14 protein-coding genes are annotated in these 17,185 nt (G+C 42.4%); 7 read left to right on the top strand and 7 right to left on the bottom strand.

Translation table 11 applies throughout. The features are described from left to right. Nucleotides 1-4,384 (bottom strand): ESPR-type extended signal peptide-containing protein (locus tag ACNQO6_RS13490; protein WP_440209291.1); only part of this gene is annotated, 4,384 nt, incomplete at its 3' end. A gap of 480 nt (nt 4,385-4,864) precedes the next feature. On the opposite strand from ACNQO6_RS13490, the gene ACNQO6_RS13485 reads away from it, so the two are divergent. The 4 genes from ACNQO6_RS13485 (at nt 4,865) to ACNQO6_RS13470 (ending at nt 9,702) form a co-directional block, all read left to right on the top strand. Next, nucleotides 4,865-5,452 carry a 5-formyltetrahydrofolate cyclo-ligase gene (locus ACNQO6_RS13485; protein ID WP_343580876.1) on the top strand — a complete coding sequence of 196 codons (588 nt, stop codon included), beginning with the start codon at nt 4,865-4,867 and terminating at the stop codon, nt 5,450-5,452. Nucleotides 5,453-5,596: 144 nt separating this feature from the next. Beyond that, the gene (gene lon, locus ACNQO6_RS13480; protein WP_440209290.1) at nt 5,597-8,026 is read left to right on the top strand and encodes an endopeptidase La; all 2,430 of its coding nucleotides are present in this window, start codon (nt 5,597-5,599) and stop codon (nt 8,024-8,026) included. 320 nt (nt 8,027-8,346) lie between these two features. Beyond that, entirely contained in the window at nt 8,347-8,826 is a 480-nt protein-coding gene (rlmH, locus tag ACNQO6_RS13475; protein ID WP_343580872.1) for a 23S rRNA (pseudouridine(1915)-N(3))-methyltransferase RlmH, read from the top strand. A gap of 102 nt (nt 8,827-8,928) precedes the next feature. Next, nucleotides 8,929-9,702 carry a DODA-type extradiol aromatic ring-opening family dioxygenase gene (locus tag ACNQO6_RS13470; protein ID WP_440209289.1) on the top strand — a complete coding sequence of 258 codons (774 nt, stop codon included), beginning with the start codon at nt 8,929-8,931 and terminating at the stop codon, nt 9,700-9,702. On the opposite strand, the gene ACNQO6_RS13465 is transcribed toward ACNQO6_RS13470, so the two are convergent. Next, entirely contained in the window at nt 9,699-9,800 is a 102-nt protein-coding gene (locus ACNQO6_RS13465; RefSeq protein ID WP_440209288.1) for a DUF3953 domain-containing protein, read from the bottom strand. The two genes, ACNQO6_RS13470 and ACNQO6_RS13465, sit on opposite strands and share 4 nt — an antisense overlap. A 91-nt stretch (nt 9,801-9,891) precedes the next feature. Here ACNQO6_RS13465 and ACNQO6_RS13460 point away from each other — a divergent pair, with 91 nt between their 5' ends. Next, complete coding sequence (locus ACNQO6_RS13460; protein ID WP_262766206.1) at nt 9,892-10,998, top strand: META and DUF4377 domain-containing protein; 1,107 nt, start codon at nt 9,892-9,894, stop codon at nt 10,996-10,998. Between the two features lie 80 nt (nt 10,999-11,078). Here ACNQO6_RS13460 and gdhA read toward each other — a convergent pair whose 3' ends face one another. Further along, nucleotides 11,079-12,425, bottom strand: a complete 1,347-nt coding sequence (gdhA, locus tag ACNQO6_RS13455) for an NADP-specific glutamate dehydrogenase (RefSeq protein WP_262754915.1) — start codon at nt 12,423-12,425, stop codon at nt 11,079-11,081. A gap of 350 nt (nt 12,426-12,775) precedes the next feature. On the opposite strand from gdhA, the gene ACNQO6_RS13450 reads away from it, so the two are divergent. Both ACNQO6_RS13450 and nth read left to right on the top strand, forming a co-directional pair. Then, nucleotides 12,776-13,609, top strand: coding sequence for an RnfABCDGE type electron transport complex subunit B (locus ACNQO6_RS13450; protein ID WP_440209295.1), 834 nt, complete (start codon nt 12,776-12,778; stop codon nt 13,607-13,609). Then, a complete protein-coding gene (nth, locus tag ACNQO6_RS13445; RefSeq protein WP_009510799.1) occupies nt 13,610-14,296 on the top strand; it encodes an endonuclease III in 687 nt (228 codons plus the stop codon). Here nth and ACNQO6_RS13440 read toward each other — a convergent pair. The 4 genes from ACNQO6_RS13440 to ACNQO6_RS13425 all read right to left on the bottom strand — a co-directional run bounded on the left by ACNQO6_RS13440 (nt 14,293) and on the right by ACNQO6_RS13425 (nt 17,172). Then, nucleotides 14,293-14,478 (bottom strand): hypothetical protein, encoded by a 186-nt coding sequence (locus ACNQO6_RS13440; protein ID WP_343580862.1) that lies wholly within the window; start codon nt 14,476-14,478, stop codon nt 14,293-14,295. The two genes, nth and ACNQO6_RS13440, sit on opposite strands and share 4 nt — an antisense overlap. A 62-nt stretch (nt 14,479-14,540) precedes the next feature. Next, nucleotides 14,541-15,194, bottom strand: coding sequence for an adenylate kinase (gene adk, locus ACNQO6_RS13435; RefSeq protein WP_047426901.1), 654 nt, complete (start codon nt 15,192-15,194; stop codon nt 14,541-14,543). A gap of 83 nt (nt 15,195-15,277) precedes the next feature. Continuing rightward, nucleotides 15,278-16,591, bottom strand: coding sequence for a hypothetical protein (locus tag ACNQO6_RS13430; protein ID WP_262754918.1), 1,314 nt, complete (start codon nt 16,589-16,591; stop codon nt 15,278-15,280). A gap of 62 nt (nt 16,592-16,653) precedes the next feature. Next, nucleotides 16,654-17,172, bottom strand: a complete 519-nt coding sequence (locus tag ACNQO6_RS13425; protein WP_005231723.1) for a hypothetical protein — start codon at nt 17,170-17,172, stop codon at nt 16,654-16,656. Between the last annotated feature and the right edge of the window lie 13 nt (nt 17,173-17,185).

Here is a 17,185-nt window from a genome sequence, read left to right as displayed (position 1 = left end):
TCAAGCCATTGTTGTTCAATACGCTGTCACCAGTGGTGATGCTGTCGAACTTCGCGTCTTTCAACAATTCGATCTTGATGCCATCTGCTGTGGTACGGGTAATGACATTTTCACCACTGGTCTTGTCTTCTGCTGTTGCAGCATCAGCACCACCCACGATGTTGAGTTTATCTCCCAAGTTACGATGAACGTCTGCACCTGCATTACCAGCAAAGTTCAAGCCCTTGTTTTCCAACTCGGTCTTGGTGTTGTCAATCTTGCTGTTTAGCTCAGTCTTGGTGTTATTGATCGTGTTATTTAACTCAGTTTTAGTATCAGTAATCTGAGTAGTTAACTGATCTTTGGTATCCGTGATACGGTTACCCAAGTCTTTTTTAGCGTCATCTAACTTGTTGTTGGTATCGGTAATCTTGTTATCCAGACCATCTTTGGTTTTGGTTAACTGGTCAACATTGACTGCATCTTTACCATTTACACCATCAGCAACATTGGTAATGACTTTATTACCAGCATTGATGCCATCTTTAGTGATGCTTGGGCCATCTTTGATGGTTAAGCCATTATTGTTGAGTACGCTATCGCCAGTGGTGATACTGTCGAACTTCGCATCTTTCAACAATTCAATCTTGATGCCATCTGCTGTCGTACGGGTAATGACATTTTCACCGCTGGTCTTGTCTTCTGCTGTTGCAGCATCCGCTCCACCCACGATGTTTAGCTTGTCACCCAACTTACGATGAACGTCTGCACCTGCATTACCGGCAAAGTTCAAGCCCTTGTTTTCCAAATCGGTCTTGGTGTTGTCAATCTTGCTGTTTAGCTCAGTCTTGGTGTTATTGATCGTGTTATTTAACTCAGTTTTAGTATCAGTAATCTGAGTAGTTAACTGATCTTTGGTATCCGTGATACGGTTACCCAAGTCTTTTTTAGCGTCATCTAACTTGTTGTTGGTATCAGTAATCTTGCCATCTAAACCATCTTTGGTTTTGGTTAACTGGTCAACATTGACTGCATCTTTACCATTTACACCATCCGCAACATTGGTAATGACTTTATTACCTGCATTGATGCCATCTTTAGTGATGCTTGCACCATCTTTGATGGTTAAGCCATTATTGTTGAGTACGCTGTCGCCAGTGGTGATACTGTCAAACTTCGCATCTTTCAACAATTCGATCTTGATACCATCTGCTGTGGTACGGGTAATGACATTTTCACCGCTGGTCTTGTCTTCTGCTGTCGCAGCATCCGCTCCACCCACGATGTTGAGTTTGTCACCCAAGTTACGATGAACGTCTGCACCTGCATTACCGGCAAAGTTCAAGCCCTTGTTTTGCAACTCGGTCTTGGTGTTGTCAATCTTGCTATTTAGCTCAGTCTTGGTATCAGTAATCTGATTAGTTAACTGATCTTTAGTGTCATTTAACTTGTTATTGGTATCCGTGATCTGGTTACCCAAGTCTTTTTTAGCGTCGTCTAACTTGTTGTTGGTATCGGTAATCTTGCCATCTAAACCGTCTTTAACTTTGGTTAACTGGTCAACATTGACTGCATCTTTACCGTTTACACCATCAGCAACATTGGTAATGACTTTATTACCTGCATTGATGCCGTCTTTAGTGATGCTTGCACCATCTTTGATGGTTAAGCCATTATTGTTGAGTACGCTGTCGCCAGTGGTGATACTGTCAAACTTCGCATCTTTCAACAATTCGATCTTGATGCCATCTGCTGTCGTACGGGTAATGACATTTTCACCGCTGGTCTTGTCTTGTGCTGTTGCAGCATCCGCTCCACCCACGATGTTTAACTTGTCACCCAAGTTACGATGAACGTCTGCACCTGCATTACCGGCAAAGTTCAAGCCCTTGTTTTGCAACTCGGTCTTGGTGTTGTCAATCTTGCTATTTAGCTCAGTTTTAGTATTGTTAATTTGATTACCTAAATCAGTTTTAGCATCATTCAGATTTTTATTGGTATCTGCAATTTGATTGCCCAAATCAGTTTTGGTGTTATCAATTTTCTGATCCAGATTGGTAATGTTTTGCGCGTTCTCATTCACACGAGAATCAACATGTTTAAGCTGACGGACCGTCACGGCATCTGAATCGGCAGCGCCATCTTCAACATTGGTAATACGGCGCTCTTTACCCGCAGAGCCAACAGAGATCACACCATTTGACATTGATGCATCACGATTTGTCAGGAACGAGTTACCTGTTGCTTCTGTCGCAACCGCATCTTGTCCTAATGCCACACTGTTTTCTGCTTCAACCCGGCTACGTGCACCTAATGCAACACCACCGGCAACCAGAGATTGCGCACCTTGACCAACAGCAACTGCATTTTCCTGATCAGCTAAAGCACCACCACCAATTGCAGCAGCATTTTTACCTGTCGCCTTGGCACCGCCACCGATCGCAGCAGCATTTTCATTGCTTGCTTCAGCCCCTTTACCTACCGCAGCAGCACTATCACCCGTTGCTTTGGCATTGCTACCGATTGCAGCAGCACCATTACCTGTTGCAGTCGCACCTTCACCCGGTTTATTACCCGAACCAATTGCAGTTGAATTGGTCCCAGATGCAAGTGAGTTAATCCCCATCGCTGATGCGCCATCACCCGTTGCCTGAGCGACAGCACCAAATGCAGCAGCACCTTTACCTGAAGCATTTGACATCACACCAAAGGCAGCCGATGCATCACCTGTTGCCTTAGAAGTCATACCAAAAGCTGATGAAAAGGCACCTGTAGCTACGGCCTGAGTACCCACTGCAGTTGAACCATGATTCGCTTCAGTCGTTGGATAACGACCCGCTTTTAATACACCACCTGTAATGTCAGTATATTTTTGGCTTAGCTCAGTATCTCGTGCAATTTTATCAACATCATCACCACCAATCGCAACAGATGAGTTACCACGTGCAATAACATCTGCACCAATCGCAACTGACTGGTCACCAATCGCTTTGGTTTGATCACCGATTGCAATAGATTGATTACTATCTACACCATCCACACCCTTCGTCGAAGAGCCACGCCCCATGGCAATATCACCACGACCAACAGTATTTGATCCAGAGCCCATTGCAATAGAGCCTGATCCTGTTGCTTTAGCACTGCTACCCAGAGCCATCGCCTCACGTGCATTGGTACTTGCATTCACCCCTACTGCTATAGAGTTAAGCCCTTTCGCACCATCATTTTCATAGTTGCCGCCTTGTACCCCATTATCATTTACACTGACATAATGAGTACGTGCTGCTTTCAACTGACCAACAGTTGCTGCATCAGAATCTACCGCGCCATCAGCAACATTTTGAATGCGACGTTCAGCCCCCACATCCCCTACAGATAAAACGCCTGTTGGAGCAGCTTGCTTGGTAAGAAAACTTTCACCGGTCGCTTGAGTCGCTTTTGAATCTTTACCTAAAGCAATACTGTTTTCAGCTTCTGAACGCGCGCCCTTACCGATTGCAACACCACCATCAAAAGCAGCTTCTGCTTGGTCACCAATTACAACGGCTTCATCTTTATTTGCTTTTGCGCCAGTACCAATCGCAACTGATTTTTTACCAGTTGATGCCGAGAATGCACCAATTGCCAAAGAGTTTTCTTGTGTTGCAACCGCACCACCACCAAATGCAATTGAGTCTTTACCGGTAGCCTTGGTTGCCATGTTTGGCTGATATGAAGCACCTGCCTGACCTGCGACAGAACCTGCATTTTCAATATCTGGAGAACCGATAGCGATTGAACGGTAACCTTCTGCCGTTGCAGAGTGACCAATTGCAAGAGAGCCCTTACCTGTCGCAGCCGCCACGTTACCAATTGCTTGAGCAAAGTCAGCTGTTGCAGCAGACTGGCGACCAATTGCAAGTGCAGTGTTTCCTTTTGACAAGGCTGCCGTACCGATTGCAACACCAGCAATATCGGTCGTGGTTGCATAAGAACCGATTGCCGTACTTAAACCTTTTTCAGTTGTTGCACCTGTCCCCACAGCAACTGACCCGCCCTGCTTCATAGCGCCAGCAAAAGCGCCTGTTGAGTTGTTATACGGGTTTTGACGATTTGCGATATTAGAACTTGTTGAATCTAATGTTTTTGCTGCACAGCCAATTGCAATATCTTTACCATTGGCAGTATTGGCCGCACCTTCACGACAGTTCATCGTTGAGCCAGAAATAGAAGTTCCAGCTCCTCCCCCATTATCAATTCCACTTGCCGCAAATACTGCAGGAGAGAAACTAATTGCCCCAACCAATACTGCAGCAGTTAAATTCGAAATTTTAGATTTAGTCTTGGTTTTACTTTTTGCCAGTTCAGACGTTGCAACCCATGCTCCGATAGATGCATTCCAAACCACTTTATATACTTTGTTCATAAAAATTCTCAGACGTTTACTACAGTTATTGATGGTCTAAAAATGCAAATGAGCATTTTTAGTGTCAGCGCTAAAAAAGAGCCGCGGATGCTAATAAAACCGAGTAAATTGGTAAAGATCTAATGAACACTTTTTAATACATTATGAGACTTATTTCTCATATTCACAAAAAATCATATGAATTAAATGCATGTTTTAAATGAAAAAATAGTTTTATGTTTCAATTTGTTTATCTTTTGTTTATTTTTAAAAATAAAATGAAAAATAGAGTAAAAACTCTTTAAACCAATAAAAAATAATCTTCAATACCAAAAATTGTCATTAATTATTGGAATAAATAATCAAGAAAACACTTATTAGCTGGAATAAAAATAACCATAGCACTATAAAATTTTACTTATTAATCTAAAAATTCCAGCTTTTAGATATTGTTTGCTAAATCGAGTATGATTCTTTTATCAAAAACATTTTTACAACCTTATGGGCCAAGATTTAAAATTATTAAGAAAACAGCTACGCGTTAAAAGAAGACAACTCTGCGCTTATCAACAAAGGCAAGCTGAACAACAGGTTTTGATTCAGCTCAGAAAGTCTGCCCCTTTTCAAACATCAAGAAAAATCGGGCTGTATTTACATGCTTTTGGCGAAATTCATACTCACAAAATTCTAAAACTCTGTTTTCAACACGGAAAACAGGTTTATTTACCCATGATCTGCAATATGAACCAGCGATTGGTCTGGGTAAGGATTCACTCAAAACAATATTTTAGTCAGCGCTTTTCACATCATCCGCTAGGGATGAAAGAACCCATGGCAAATCGTGGACAACATGTTTCCCGGCTTGATCTGCTAATTATGCCTTTGCTGGCCTGTGATTATCTGGGAACACGTATTGGTATGGGAGGTGGTTTTTATGACCGGACTTTGGCCAGTGCTCAACGACGCCCCTACCGTCTCGGTCTGGCCCATGACTTTCAATATATACAACAACCTTTATTACGAGAGAAATGGGATCAACCCCTAGATGGATTACTGACACCCAAAAAATTCTATTTTTTCAAGCGCTAACTCGCTCTTTTTGTTATCACGGGCCTAAATCTTGAGTAATTTAGTCTTTTTTTTATATTTTCTAAGTAAAAACCCTTGTAATTTTTAAAATGCACATCACTATAAAAAACATGGCAACACCGTTGTCACTCATTAGGAGTGCCCATGTCTGAATATATTTTAAATAATGAAACAAGCTTAGAGCCACAGGTTCCAAGTGTATTACCACTATTAGCGTTACGTGATGTTGTGGTGTATCCGCACATGCAAATTGCGCTATTTGTGGGTCGTGAAAAATCGATCAATGCAGTGGATGTGGCTCGTAACAGTGACAATTTAGTATTTGTAGTTGCGCAAAAAGATTCGCTTACAGAAGAAATTGATCACGATAATCTCTATCAATATGGAACTGTGGCTAAAATCGTACAAGTCGTCAATCATGAAAATGATGAAAACTGTATTAAAGTACTGATTGAGGGCCTCCATCGTTCTAAGTTAGAGCGTATTATTGATGGTGAAGAATACTTAACAGCTGAGCATCATTTAAGCCCAATGACATTATCTTTGGATCAAGAGACCCAAGAAACTCGCTTAAATGAATTACGTACCCTTTTTGCTCAATACGCAGAAGCAAAATTACGTAATGCGCGTGAACTCGTCGCAGCAGCAAATAAAATAGAAGACTTATTGCAATTAATGTTCTTCGTTGCCACTCGTGTACCTTTAAATATTGAAGTCAAACAAAAGTTTTTAGAACACGATGAATTCGAAGCTCACTTGCAAGAGTTGATGAATTATTTGATGAATCAGTCTGCTGAACAGCAAATTGAACAAACGCTGCACGACAGTGTAAAACGCCAAATGGAAAAGAACCAACGTGAATACTTTCTAAATGAAAAAATGAAAGTTATTCAACGTGAACTTTCCGATATGAATGGCGGCGCTGAAGATGACGTAGCTGAAATTGAAAAACGTCTGGCTGAAGCGGATTTACCTGAACACGTACGCAAAAAAGCTGAAGCTGAGTTTCGTAAACTCAAGGCCATGCAGCCTGCTTCAAGTGAAGCCGCTGTAGTTCGCAACTATCTGGAAGTGATTTTAGATACGCCATGGAACAAAGCCAGCAAGGTGAGCATTAACCTGAATAAAGCTCAGGAAATTCTCGATACAGATCATTACGGCCTAGATGACGTCAAAGATCGTATTGTGGAATATCTTGCGGTTCAGTCTCGTGTGAAAAAACTCAAAGGCCCGATCCTCTGTCTCGTCGGTCCTCCAGGGGTAGGTAAAACCTCGCTTGGCGAATCTGTTGCCAAAGCGACAGGCCGTGAGTTTGTGCGTATGGCGCTGGGTGGTGTACGTGATGAAGCTGAAATTCGTGGTCACCGTCGTACCTATATCGGTGCGATGCCAGGTAAAATCGTGCAGTCGTTGACAAAAGTTGGCGTGAAGAACCCTTTGTTCTTACTCGACGAAATTGACAAGATGGCGCAGGATTATCGTGGTGACCCGGCATCAGCCTTGCTGGAAGTACTTGATCCATCACAAAACAGTAAGTTCAACGACCATTATTTAGATCTTGATCTTGACCTTTCTGAAGTGATGTTCATCTGTACTGCAAACAGCATGAATATTCCAGAGGCGCTACTGGACCGTATGGAAGTGATTCGTCTACCGGGTTATACCGAAGATGAAAAAGTCAATATTGCTGAGCGTTACCTTGTTCCGAAAGCAATCAAGAACAATGGTTTACGCGCTAAAGAATTGACCGTTCACGAAGAAGCAATCCGTGACATTGTTCAACGTTATACACGTGAAGCCGGTGTCCGTAGCTTAGAGCGTGAAGTCTCTAAAATAGCCCGTAAAGTGGTAAAAGAAGCAGTCAGCAAGAAGTCGAAAAACTTACAGATTGATGTGACTTCTGCCAATCTTCCTGAATATTTAGGTCCACATAAGTTTGACTTTGGTATTGCAGAAGATGAAGCACAAGTGGGTCGTGTCAATGGTCTGGCCTGGACGTCTGTTGGCGGTGAATTGCTGACCATCGAAGTTGCTGCCGTTAAAGGGAAAGGTAAATTCATTACAACCGGTTCTCTCGGTGATGTCATGAAAGAGTCGATTACCGCAGCAATGACCGTCGTACGTACCCGTGCGGATGAATTGGGCATTGAGTCTTCACGTTTCGAAGAAACTGATGTTCACGTACATTTACCTGAAGGTGCAACCCCAAAAGATGGTCCATCTGCTGGTTTAGCCCTCACGACTGCCCTTGTATCGGCATTCACAGGTATTCCGATTCGTCCAGACATCGCGATGACAGGTGAAACCAGTCTTGGCGGTCGTGCAATGCGTATTGGTGGCTTAAAAGAGAAACTTCTCGCAGCACACCGTGGTGGAATCAAACTGGTCTTTATTCCACAAGATAACGTACGCGATTTGGCCGAGATTCCAGACAACGTGAAAGAAGGGTTAGAAATCAAGGCAGTGAAAAGCATTGATGAAATCTTGCCTTTAGCGTTAACGGATACACCCAAGCCTTTACCTAAAACACCGATTGTGAAACCGGTAGAAGATGCAAAGGCAGCACGTCACTAAACTGTGAATTGCAGTAAAAAGAGAGCTTCGGCTCTCTTTTTTTGTTACATATTATGGTTGAAAAATAACCAATATCTTGCATAATAAAATAGAGTCGATAAAACAAAGATCAAATTTGGCTCAATGAACTCATTTTAGTGCCATCTGAACTCCAGACGGATGGCGCTTTGATCGCAGCTCATACGCATTTTGAGCTGCGTTTTTTATGGGAAGTTTAAAATAAGCTTTTGTATTTTTTATGACAAGATAAATCCCATGTTTTGCCCTATCCCATTCAGCAGCATCTATAATATGGGGAATTTGCCAAATAAGCCTTTCATATGAAAATTCGCATTCTTACCATTGGTCAAAAAATGCCAGCCTGGGTCTTAACCGGGTTTGAAGACTATTTCAAACGTATCCAGCCATTCGTGCAAACACAAGTGATTGAACTACCGATGGCAAAACGCGGAAAAAATGACTCTGAAGCAGATATTTTAAAATACTGTCAAATTGAAGGTGAAAGTATTTTAAATGCACTCAAGCCCAATGAAACCTTGATCGCCTTAGAAGTCGGCGGGCGTGAACTCAGTACAGAAAAACTGGCAGAGACCATGAAACAATGGATGCTTGAAGGTAACGATATTGCACTTGCGATTGGTGGCCCAGATGGACACTCCGATGCCGTTCGTAAGGCAGCTGCCTGGCATTGGTCACTGTCTAAACTCACCATGCCCCACCCAATGGTACGTATCCTGCTGATCGAACAATTATATAGAGCGATGAGTATTAACCATAATCATCCTTACCATCGGGCTTAAAGAACTGTTCTGATTTTAGAACAATATGTTGAAGTTTAATGACTGTCATTGTCATCACTTTTTTGTCACGATAATTATGTCATTTTAATCAGGTGCCCATATATGAATTTCCAGACCTTACCCGGACTCTTTATTTCTCATGGTTCACCTATGCTTGCACTTGACCCTGAACAGGTGGGCCCGGCTTTGCATCGCCTGAGCAGTAACCTGCCTAAACCTCAAGCCATTATTGTCATGTCCGCACATTGGGAAAGTCAGGCACTGGAAGTCAGCACATCGACACGTCCCGAAACATGGCATGACTTTCGTGGTTTTCCACCTGCACTTTATGAGATTCGCTACCCGGCAGCTGGCGCACCGCAATTGGCAGAAGAAATATTGAAGCTGTTTGCTGAAGCAGGTTTTGCTGCCCATGCCAATAGTACCCGTCCACGAGATCATGGGGTCTGGATGCCGTTATTACACATGTATCCAGATGCAGATATTCCTGTGATCGAAATCTCATTATCCATACACATGAATGCCGACGAGATTTATAAAATTGGACAAGTGCTGTCGCCACTACGTGAACAACAGATTTTGCTGATCGGTTCAGGCAGTATTACCCACAACCTTGCCGAGCTTTCATGGCAAGCAGATGCCGATGTTCCTGTTTGGGCAAGTACCTTCCGTAATGCGGTGGTTAATAAACTCACCCATCAGGATTATGATGCTGTGCTGGACTGGCCTTCTTTACCTTATGTTCAAAGGAATCACCCATCTCTTGAGCATTTTGCGCCGCTTTTCTTTGCGATGGGTACAGGAAATCGCTTTAATATTGTCCATAGCAGCTTCTCTATGGGCTCTTTAGGAATGGATATTTACAGATTTGATTAAGTATTGAACTGGATCACATAAAAACAAAATAGGCTTGCATATAATATTAGCAAGCCTATAAATCCATTATATTTTTTAAAATTTACAAATAGAAACATTTAACGAACTTAATGCCTAAACGGACCCCATGCTCTTTTTTTAAGAATACTTTAAGCTTATTACTGTTATTTATTTCCCGTTGTTTTGAATATGAAAATTAAATATTTAGTTCTTGCCTTACTTCCACTTTCTTTAATGGCGTGTCAAACAGTACAAAATGTGACTGACAACGTAATTTCACAAATTAATACAACTGCTGCGAAAAATTTGGCTGAATACAACTGGACATACCAAGGTTCAAAAGCGTCTAAACCTTTGGTTTTAGCATTTGGTGCAGACCAGAAGCTTTCAATCCAAACAGGTTGTAACAACCAAGGTGGTACCTGGAAAGTTGAAGGCAATACCATTGTCACTTCTCCACTGGTATCAACCATGATGGCTTGTGCAGACGACTTAATGCAACAAGAACGTTTATCTGCTGATATTTTCAGCGAGAAAAAAGTACCTTTTGAAATCAGTACGGTGAATGGTCAGGCAATCTTGACTGTAACGGATGGCAAAGGTCAAAAACACGTATTCACAGGTGCTAAAGTGACAAATAACAATGTCTTGACGAACTACACATGGTCATATCAACCTGCTGATACCAAACGTCCAATCGTATTAAGCTTCTTGGCAAATGACCGTTTATCTGTAGATACAGGTTGTAACCGTCAAAATACATCTTGGAAAATTGAAAACGGTGCGATCGTTACAGGCGACTTGGCTTCAACAATGATGGCTTGTGAACCTGCATTGATGAAACAGGAACAGTTTGCTGGTGCTCTTTTACAAAAACGTAAAATCGCTTTTGAAGTAAATGCAACAAATCCGGAGCAACCGACTTTGGTGATCGCGGATGCAAAAGGTCAAAAATATACCTTTGTTGGTAAAATGACACCTGAAGCAAAATACCAGTCAGAAGGTAAAACTGTTTTCTTGGAAATTGCACCAGAAACTAAATCTTGCACAGGCGTTGCGCCACAAACTTGTATGCAAGTGCGTGAAGTTAAATATGACGACAAAGGTTTAAAAACTTACGCTGACAAAAACTGGTCGCTTTACTACGGTCAAATCGAAGGTTTTGAGCACAATCCACAGCAACGTGTGATTGTACGTGTAAAACGTTTTGACATTCAGAATCCAGCTGCTGATCAATCAAGCATTGCAGACGTACTCGATATGGTTGTTGAACAAGAGATTGTTAAAAAACCATAATTTATAGCTGTAAATAAAAAAATCCGATGTCTTAACATCGGATTTTTTTATGGGAGTCTTTCTTGATTAGAACAAGACTTTTAATAAATCCCTTGCGCTAAAATTGCATCAGCAACTTTTACAAAACCCGCAATATTGGCACCATCAACATAGTTGATTGAACCATCTTCCTGAGTACCGTATTTGACACAGTTACGATGGATCTCTTTCATGATTGCATGTAAGCGCTCATCCACCTGTTCAAAAGACCAGCCCAAGCGGTTAGCATTTTGAGACATCTCAAGACCTGAGGTTGCAACGCCACCCGCGTTTGATGCTTTACCGGGTGCATACAAAATCTTCGCTTCAACAAACTTTTCAACCGCCTCAAGCGTTGATGGCATGTTAGCCCCTTCTGCAACACACATCACGCCATTTGCCAGCAAAGTTGCAGCATCTTCAGCGTTTAACTCATTTTGTGTCGCACACGGTAAAGCAATATCCGCAGGAATATGCCAAGGTGTTTGACCTTCGAAATATTCGAAACCATGTTTTGAGGCAAATTCTGAAATACGGCCACGTTTTTCATTTTTCAGCTCCATCACTTCATCAAGCAATGCTTTGCTGAAACCATTCTTTAGATACACTGTCCCGTTTGAATCCGACAATGTCACCACTTTTGCGCCCAGGAACATGGCTTTTTCTGCTGCATATTGAGCAACATTACCTGAACCTGAAATCGACACGGTCTTGCCTGCAAAACTTTCGCCACGGGTTTTCAGCATTTCTTCTGCAAAATAAACTGTACCATAACCCGTTGCTTCAGGACGGGCCAAAGAACCGCCAAATGAAATCCCTTTACCGGTAAATACGCAAGAGGTGTCATTGCTCAGCTTTTTCATCATGCCGGTCATGTAGCCAACTTCACGACCACCGACCCCAATATCCCCTGCCGGAATATCGGTATTCGAACCGAGATGGCGATATAGCTCCAGCATTAATGCCTGACAAAAACGCATGATCTCGGCATCTGACTTACCTTTAGGATCAAAATCAGAACCGCCTTTACCGCCGCCCATGGGTAGCGTCGTTAAAGCATTTTTAAAGGTTTGTTCAAAGCCTAAAAACTTTAAGATTGAAAGATTTACTGAAGGGTGAAAACGCATTCCCCCCTTATAAGGCCCAATCGCTGAGTTGTATTGCACCCGGAAAGCACGGTTGACATGGGTTTGACCTTGGTCATCCATCCACGATACCCGGAACTGGATGGCGCGTTCAGGTTCAACCAGACGCTCGAGCAGACCGTATTGAGCATACTTAGGATTTTTCTCAATGAACGGCCACAAACTGGTCATGACCTCTTCGACAGCTTGTAAAAATTCAGGTTGATTAGGATCTCTCGCTTTAACATAATCCAGAAAGTCATTTAAGCTGTTGTACTTCAACATTCACCCCCAAGTCCATGATTTATCTTGGTGCGAAAAATGCACCAAAATAGAATATCGCATATATTTAATACAGATTACTATTGCATCACAATATTATTTTTTGGGCCAAATTTTATATTTTTAATAATCAAAAGCTTATTTAAATAAATGTTCATTATTTTTATAATAAATGTACCTAAAACTGCTTAAAAAATGAGGTCATACTTAGCCAGTTTTTCCCTTTTAGTTCATGATCTATTTTTAATTCGCACTAAAAAACACCCAAAATCGCACTATTTTTAAGCAAAAAGCAATGTGTAATCTGGGGTAATTTTCCAGCTTGGCTCCCCCGCCCGAAGTCATTATTTGCTATACTAAGCTCCCTGTTTTTTGCTTCATCCGCTTCCATGTCCCCATCTGCACAACATTCTCTTATCGTCCAAATAGATCAGCTCTTACCACAGACACAGTGTGGTTTATGTGGTCATCGTGATGGATGTTTACCTTATGCAAAATCGATTGCAGAAGGCGAAGAGGCAAATAAGTGTGTACCGGGTGGCCAACCGGTTGCTGATGCATTGGCAGCGCTGTTACAACGACCTTCTCTTCCGGCTGAACCCAGTGTCTGGGAAACTCAAGCGGATGGACGTCCCCAGCGTATGAAAGCGATTATTCGGGAAGATGAATGTATTGGCTGTACCAAATGTATTAGCGCCTGTCCCGTTGATGCAATCATCGGTAGCGGTAAATTGATGCATAGCATTTTGACTGATCTGTGCACAGGCTGTGAATTATGTATTCCACCATGCCCAGTTGATTGCATTGATCTGGTGGCAGATAGCAAGCCCTTGCCAAGCGCAGAACAACGCAGTGTGGAGCAGGATGATTTAAGACATCGCTACTATGCGCATATTCAACGTGAAGAGAAACGGCGTTTAAGCCGTAAAGGCCCGATTGTCCGTGCAGAAATTGATGTGGAATTCTTTGCCCAGTTTTCTCAGGCCCTCAACAATGTGCCTGTGATTACCCTCACGGATAAACCCAAAGAAACACCAACACTAGATGCTAAAACCACCATTGAACTCGCCAAGATACGCACACAAATCAAGAAACTGGAAAAACAGCTGAGTGTTCGTGCAGATGAGCAAAAACAAGCACAGTTAATGGTTTTACAACAACGTTTAAATGAATTGCAGGACATCTAAATGCCCGTTAAAAATATGACCAAAAAGCAGATTCAGACTTTTTTCGAACGTTTACGTGAACAAAGACCTCATCCACAAACCGAGCTGAACTATTCTTCACCGTTTGAATTGCTGATAGCCGTTCTACTGTCTGCTCAGGCAACCGATGTCAGCGTAAACAAGGCCACGGATAAACTCTATCCGGTTGCCAATACTGCTCAGGCGATTTTAAATCTTGGGGTGGATGGCTTAAAAGAATATATCAAGACCATCGGCCTGTATAATTCTAAAGCCGAGAATGTGATTAAAACCTGCCGCATTCTTGTGGAGCAATATCAGGGCAAAATTCCGGAAACACGTAAAGAACTAGAGGCGCTACCAGGCGTAGGTCGCAAGACCGCCAATGTGGTACTGAATACTGCATTTGGTCAGCCGACCATGGCGGTTGATACTCATATTTTCCGCGTGGGTAATCGTACAGGACTGGCGGTGGGTAAAAATGTGCTCGAGGTTGAAGATCGCTTGATTAAAGTGATTCCCAAAGAGTTTATTATCGATGCGCATCACTGGCTAATCTTGCATGGACGTTATTGCTGTATCGCACGTAAACCGAAATGTGGTGAATGTGTGGTTGCCGATGTCTGCAACTGGCCGGATCGCTTTGAATTTGGCGCAAACAAAGCCATTGCAGTAAAAAACCTCAGTTAATCCTGAGGTTTTTTATGCTGTTGTAATTTTGGATGTAGCTGACGTGCCCTACCGTTTAATTTATTTTCCAAAGCCTGCTGTTTTTGCACATGGCGCAACATTTTTTGGCTTTGATACAATAAAAACAACAGTAGAACCAAGCTGAAAATTACAACTAAAATCAGAACAACTTTTAGTAGCATGGTCCTTCTCCAAAATAAAAAGAGCTCTATATTCAGAGCTCTTTTATCATCTGCAATTCAGATTATTTATCTAAAATTGCAAATAAATCGGCTTGAACGTTTTCGATCGGACGTAAACCATCCAGCTTATCGTAAGTCGGTGCATTTTCACCCGAAGCAGCACGACCTTGATAGAAGCCAACCAATTGCTCAGTTTCGCTGTGGTAAGAACCAAGACGCTTACGAATGGTTTCTTCCTGGTCATCCGGACGTTGTACCAGGTCTTCGCCGGTTTCGTCATCTTTACCTTCCACTTTTGGTGGATTGTAAACCGTATGATAAACACGGCCAGATGCTGGGTGTTGACGACGGCCAGAAAGACGTTGAACAATCTCTTCATCCGGTACATCAATTTCGATCACATGATCAATGCTAATGCCCGCTGATTCTAATGCTTCAGCTTGTGGAATTGTGCGTGGGAAACCGTCAAAGATACAACCATTTTCACAATCAGGCTGAGCAATACGCTCTTTCACCAAACCAATGATCAATTCATCAGAAACTAAACCGCCTGACTCCATGACACTTTTTGCTTTTAAGCCAAGTTCAGTACCTTCACGAATTGCAGCGCGGAGCATATCACCGGTTGAAATTTGTGGGATATTGTAGCGCTTACAGATCAACTGAGCTTGAGTACCTTTGCCTGCCCCAGGTGGTCCGAGTAAAATAATGCGCATAAAAGAACATCCTCATTTAAAAACAATAAATCTTAAATTGAGCAATATCATACAGAGTTATCGCTCAACCAACATCAAATTAATTATAAGAAAGCAACAAATAAGTGAATTAAACCAGCAAAGAAGCCAGTCACTCCACCTAGTACAATCAAAATCCACTCATCTTCCTGGAAAGCAGGACGCAATAAATTCTGGAACTCTTTCGGTGTTAGTTCACGGATGCGGTCTCTAAACATTTGAAAGATCTTCTGCGCACGACTTGCATTCAGAGCTGGGTCACATACTGGTCCCATGGTAATTTCAATTGAGCGATCAATCAAGTCAGTCTTGAGTCTAGCATACTCTCTTGGCCCTAATGAAAGCTGCAATGAGGTTCTGACCAGAGGAGTTTCCATGATTTCATTGATATGGCGCTTGACAATACGACGGGTTTTGTCTTTTTTGCTGCCATACATCATCTCAGTCATGATCGATTTTAAGGTAATTAAATCTTCAGTCACCACACTGGCAAATACATCCGAAACCTCTTCCTGACGCTTCATAAATGCGCCCTGGACATTATAGGTTCCAATCTTCAAGACAGGTACAATCCACGGGAATTTACGGTCTTTGGTCAAACGGAAGATCTGTGGATAGCGGATATAGTGCGGTTCAATCGGATTGAAGACCATCCAGATGGCGATCCAGTTGGTTAAAAAGCCCCAGATGGCAGCCCAGAACGGGACCGTCCAGTGCCACGGCACCACAAACCAGACGATCATCTGGAAAATACCAAAGAACATCCCGATCAAGGCACTGATATGCCAAATAAAGTTGATCTCTTTTTGTCCCACTTTCAGGAACATGCGCACCATTAAACGGCGGTCACCTTCCATCTGGCTCACCACCATTTCACGCATATCCACCAGTGACTCCACGTTCATGGTCAGCTCAGTCACAAGTTCCTTAAGCGTGTTTGGCAATTGTTTATGGGCTTGCGCATAGATACGGCGTTTAATGGAATAAGGCAGATTTTCCCATAACACCGCATTACGATCGATCATGACCTCATCAATCAGGTGTTCAAGCTCAAAACCAACCTGTTCACCAATAATCATGGCCATATCTTCAGGATCCATGGCTTCCAGAAACTCGCGCAGTGAACCCAATTTCGATAAGGTATTATCGGTAATGATGCCTGAAATACGTCCAGCTTTACGCGGCACGATCCCTTGCCAACCGACAGGTAACGGGCCTAAATGGAATCCCCAGAAATTAATCGGGTAAAATACCATTTTCAGTGCCATCCACACGTGCGCCCAAGTTACAAAGGCGGTTACGGGAATGATACTTAAGACTGCCAGATGGTCTGGTCGATTTAAGAAAATCTGCCACAATTCATTGACGTAATCAAACATGCATGACTCTCAGAATTATTGATACATGATGGCTTATAAAAGAATAAATCTGCATTCTCCTCTTATAAACCAAAACTCAAGGTGTAAGAAAACTGCAACACAGGTTGTGCTTTTTTCACTGTATTGCCATCTCCATCTTCTAATTTTTCACGTACTCCTGCGCCGACGCTGAATGTACTAATCCGTTCACTGTTCAGCCAGACATATGCAAGATCAGCACCAACCCCCAGGTTGGCTTTTTGCTTACCGCCATAATTTTTACTGTCTAAATGGCCCGCATAGACCCCAACGTAATAACCATTTTTATCTGTACCCGTTAAATAATACGGATAGCGAAAACCGACTTGTCCACCAATTTCATTGTCATCATTTAAAAAGGCACCTGCTTTTGCATAGGCAATCCCGTAAGGATTGACCCATTCCAAATTGCCGTGTAATAACTTTTTAGTAAAACCTGCCCCGACATTCCATGTTGAAACGTTTGCATCTTTCAATTTAGGCTCAGGCATAAATGGATTGTCATCCGCATGACTTAAGCCCGTAAGTGTTAAAACCGATAATAAAAGGCAAATTTTTCTCATTATTTTCTCCATT

It is taken from the genome of Acinetobacter calcoaceticus (assembly GCF_051947995.1).
Taxonomy (GTDB): domain Bacteria; phylum Pseudomonadota; class Gammaproteobacteria; order Pseudomonadales; family Moraxellaceae; genus Acinetobacter.
This window is presented reverse-complemented; position numbering and strand designations above follow the sequence as displayed.

Bases quoted from the DNA above. Each gene is read 5' to 3' on its own strand.
- ACNQO6_RS13485 (WP_343580876.1), top strand. From the start codon at position 4,865: ATGGGCCAAGATTTAAAATTATTAAGAAAACAGCTACGCGTTAAAAGA.
- lon (WP_440209290.1), top strand. From the start codon at position 5,597: ATGTCTGAATATATTTTAAATAATGAAACAAGCTTAGAGCCACAGGTT.
- rlmH (WP_343580872.1), top strand. From the start codon at position 8,347: ATGAAAATTCGCATTCTTACCATTGGTCAAAAAATGCCAGCCTGGGTC.
- ACNQO6_RS13470 (WP_440209289.1), top strand. From the start codon at position 8,929: ATGAATTTCCAGACCTTACCCGGACTCTTTATTTCTCATGGTTCACCT.
- ACNQO6_RS13465 (WP_440209288.1), bottom strand. From the start codon at position 9,800: ATGTTTCTATTTGTAAATTTTAAAAAATATAATGGATTTATAGGCTTG.
- ACNQO6_RS13460 (WP_262766206.1), top strand. From the start codon at position 9,892: ATGAAAATTAAATATTTAGTTCTTGCCTTACTTCCACTTTCTTTAATG.
- gdhA (WP_262754915.1), bottom strand. From the start codon at position 12,425: ATGTTGAAGTACAACAGCTTAAATGACTTTCTGGATTATGTTAAAGCG.
- nth (WP_009510799.1), top strand. From the start codon at position 13,610: ATGCCCGTTAAAAATATGACCAAAAAGCAGATTCAGACTTTTTTCGAA.
- ACNQO6_RS13440 (WP_343580862.1), bottom strand. From the start codon at position 14,478: ATGCTACTAAAAGTTGTTCTGATTTTAGTTGTAATTTTCAGCTTGGTT.
- adk (WP_047426901.1), bottom strand. From the start codon at position 15,194: ATGCGCATTATTTTACTCGGACCACCTGGGGCAGGCAAAGGTACTCAA.
- ACNQO6_RS13430 (WP_262754918.1), bottom strand. From the start codon at position 16,591: ATGTTTGATTACGTCAATGAATTGTGGCAGATTTTCTTAAATCGACCA.
- ACNQO6_RS13425 (WP_005231723.1), bottom strand. From the start codon at position 17,172: ATGAGAAAAATTTGCCTTTTATTATCGGTTTTAACACTTACGGGCTTA.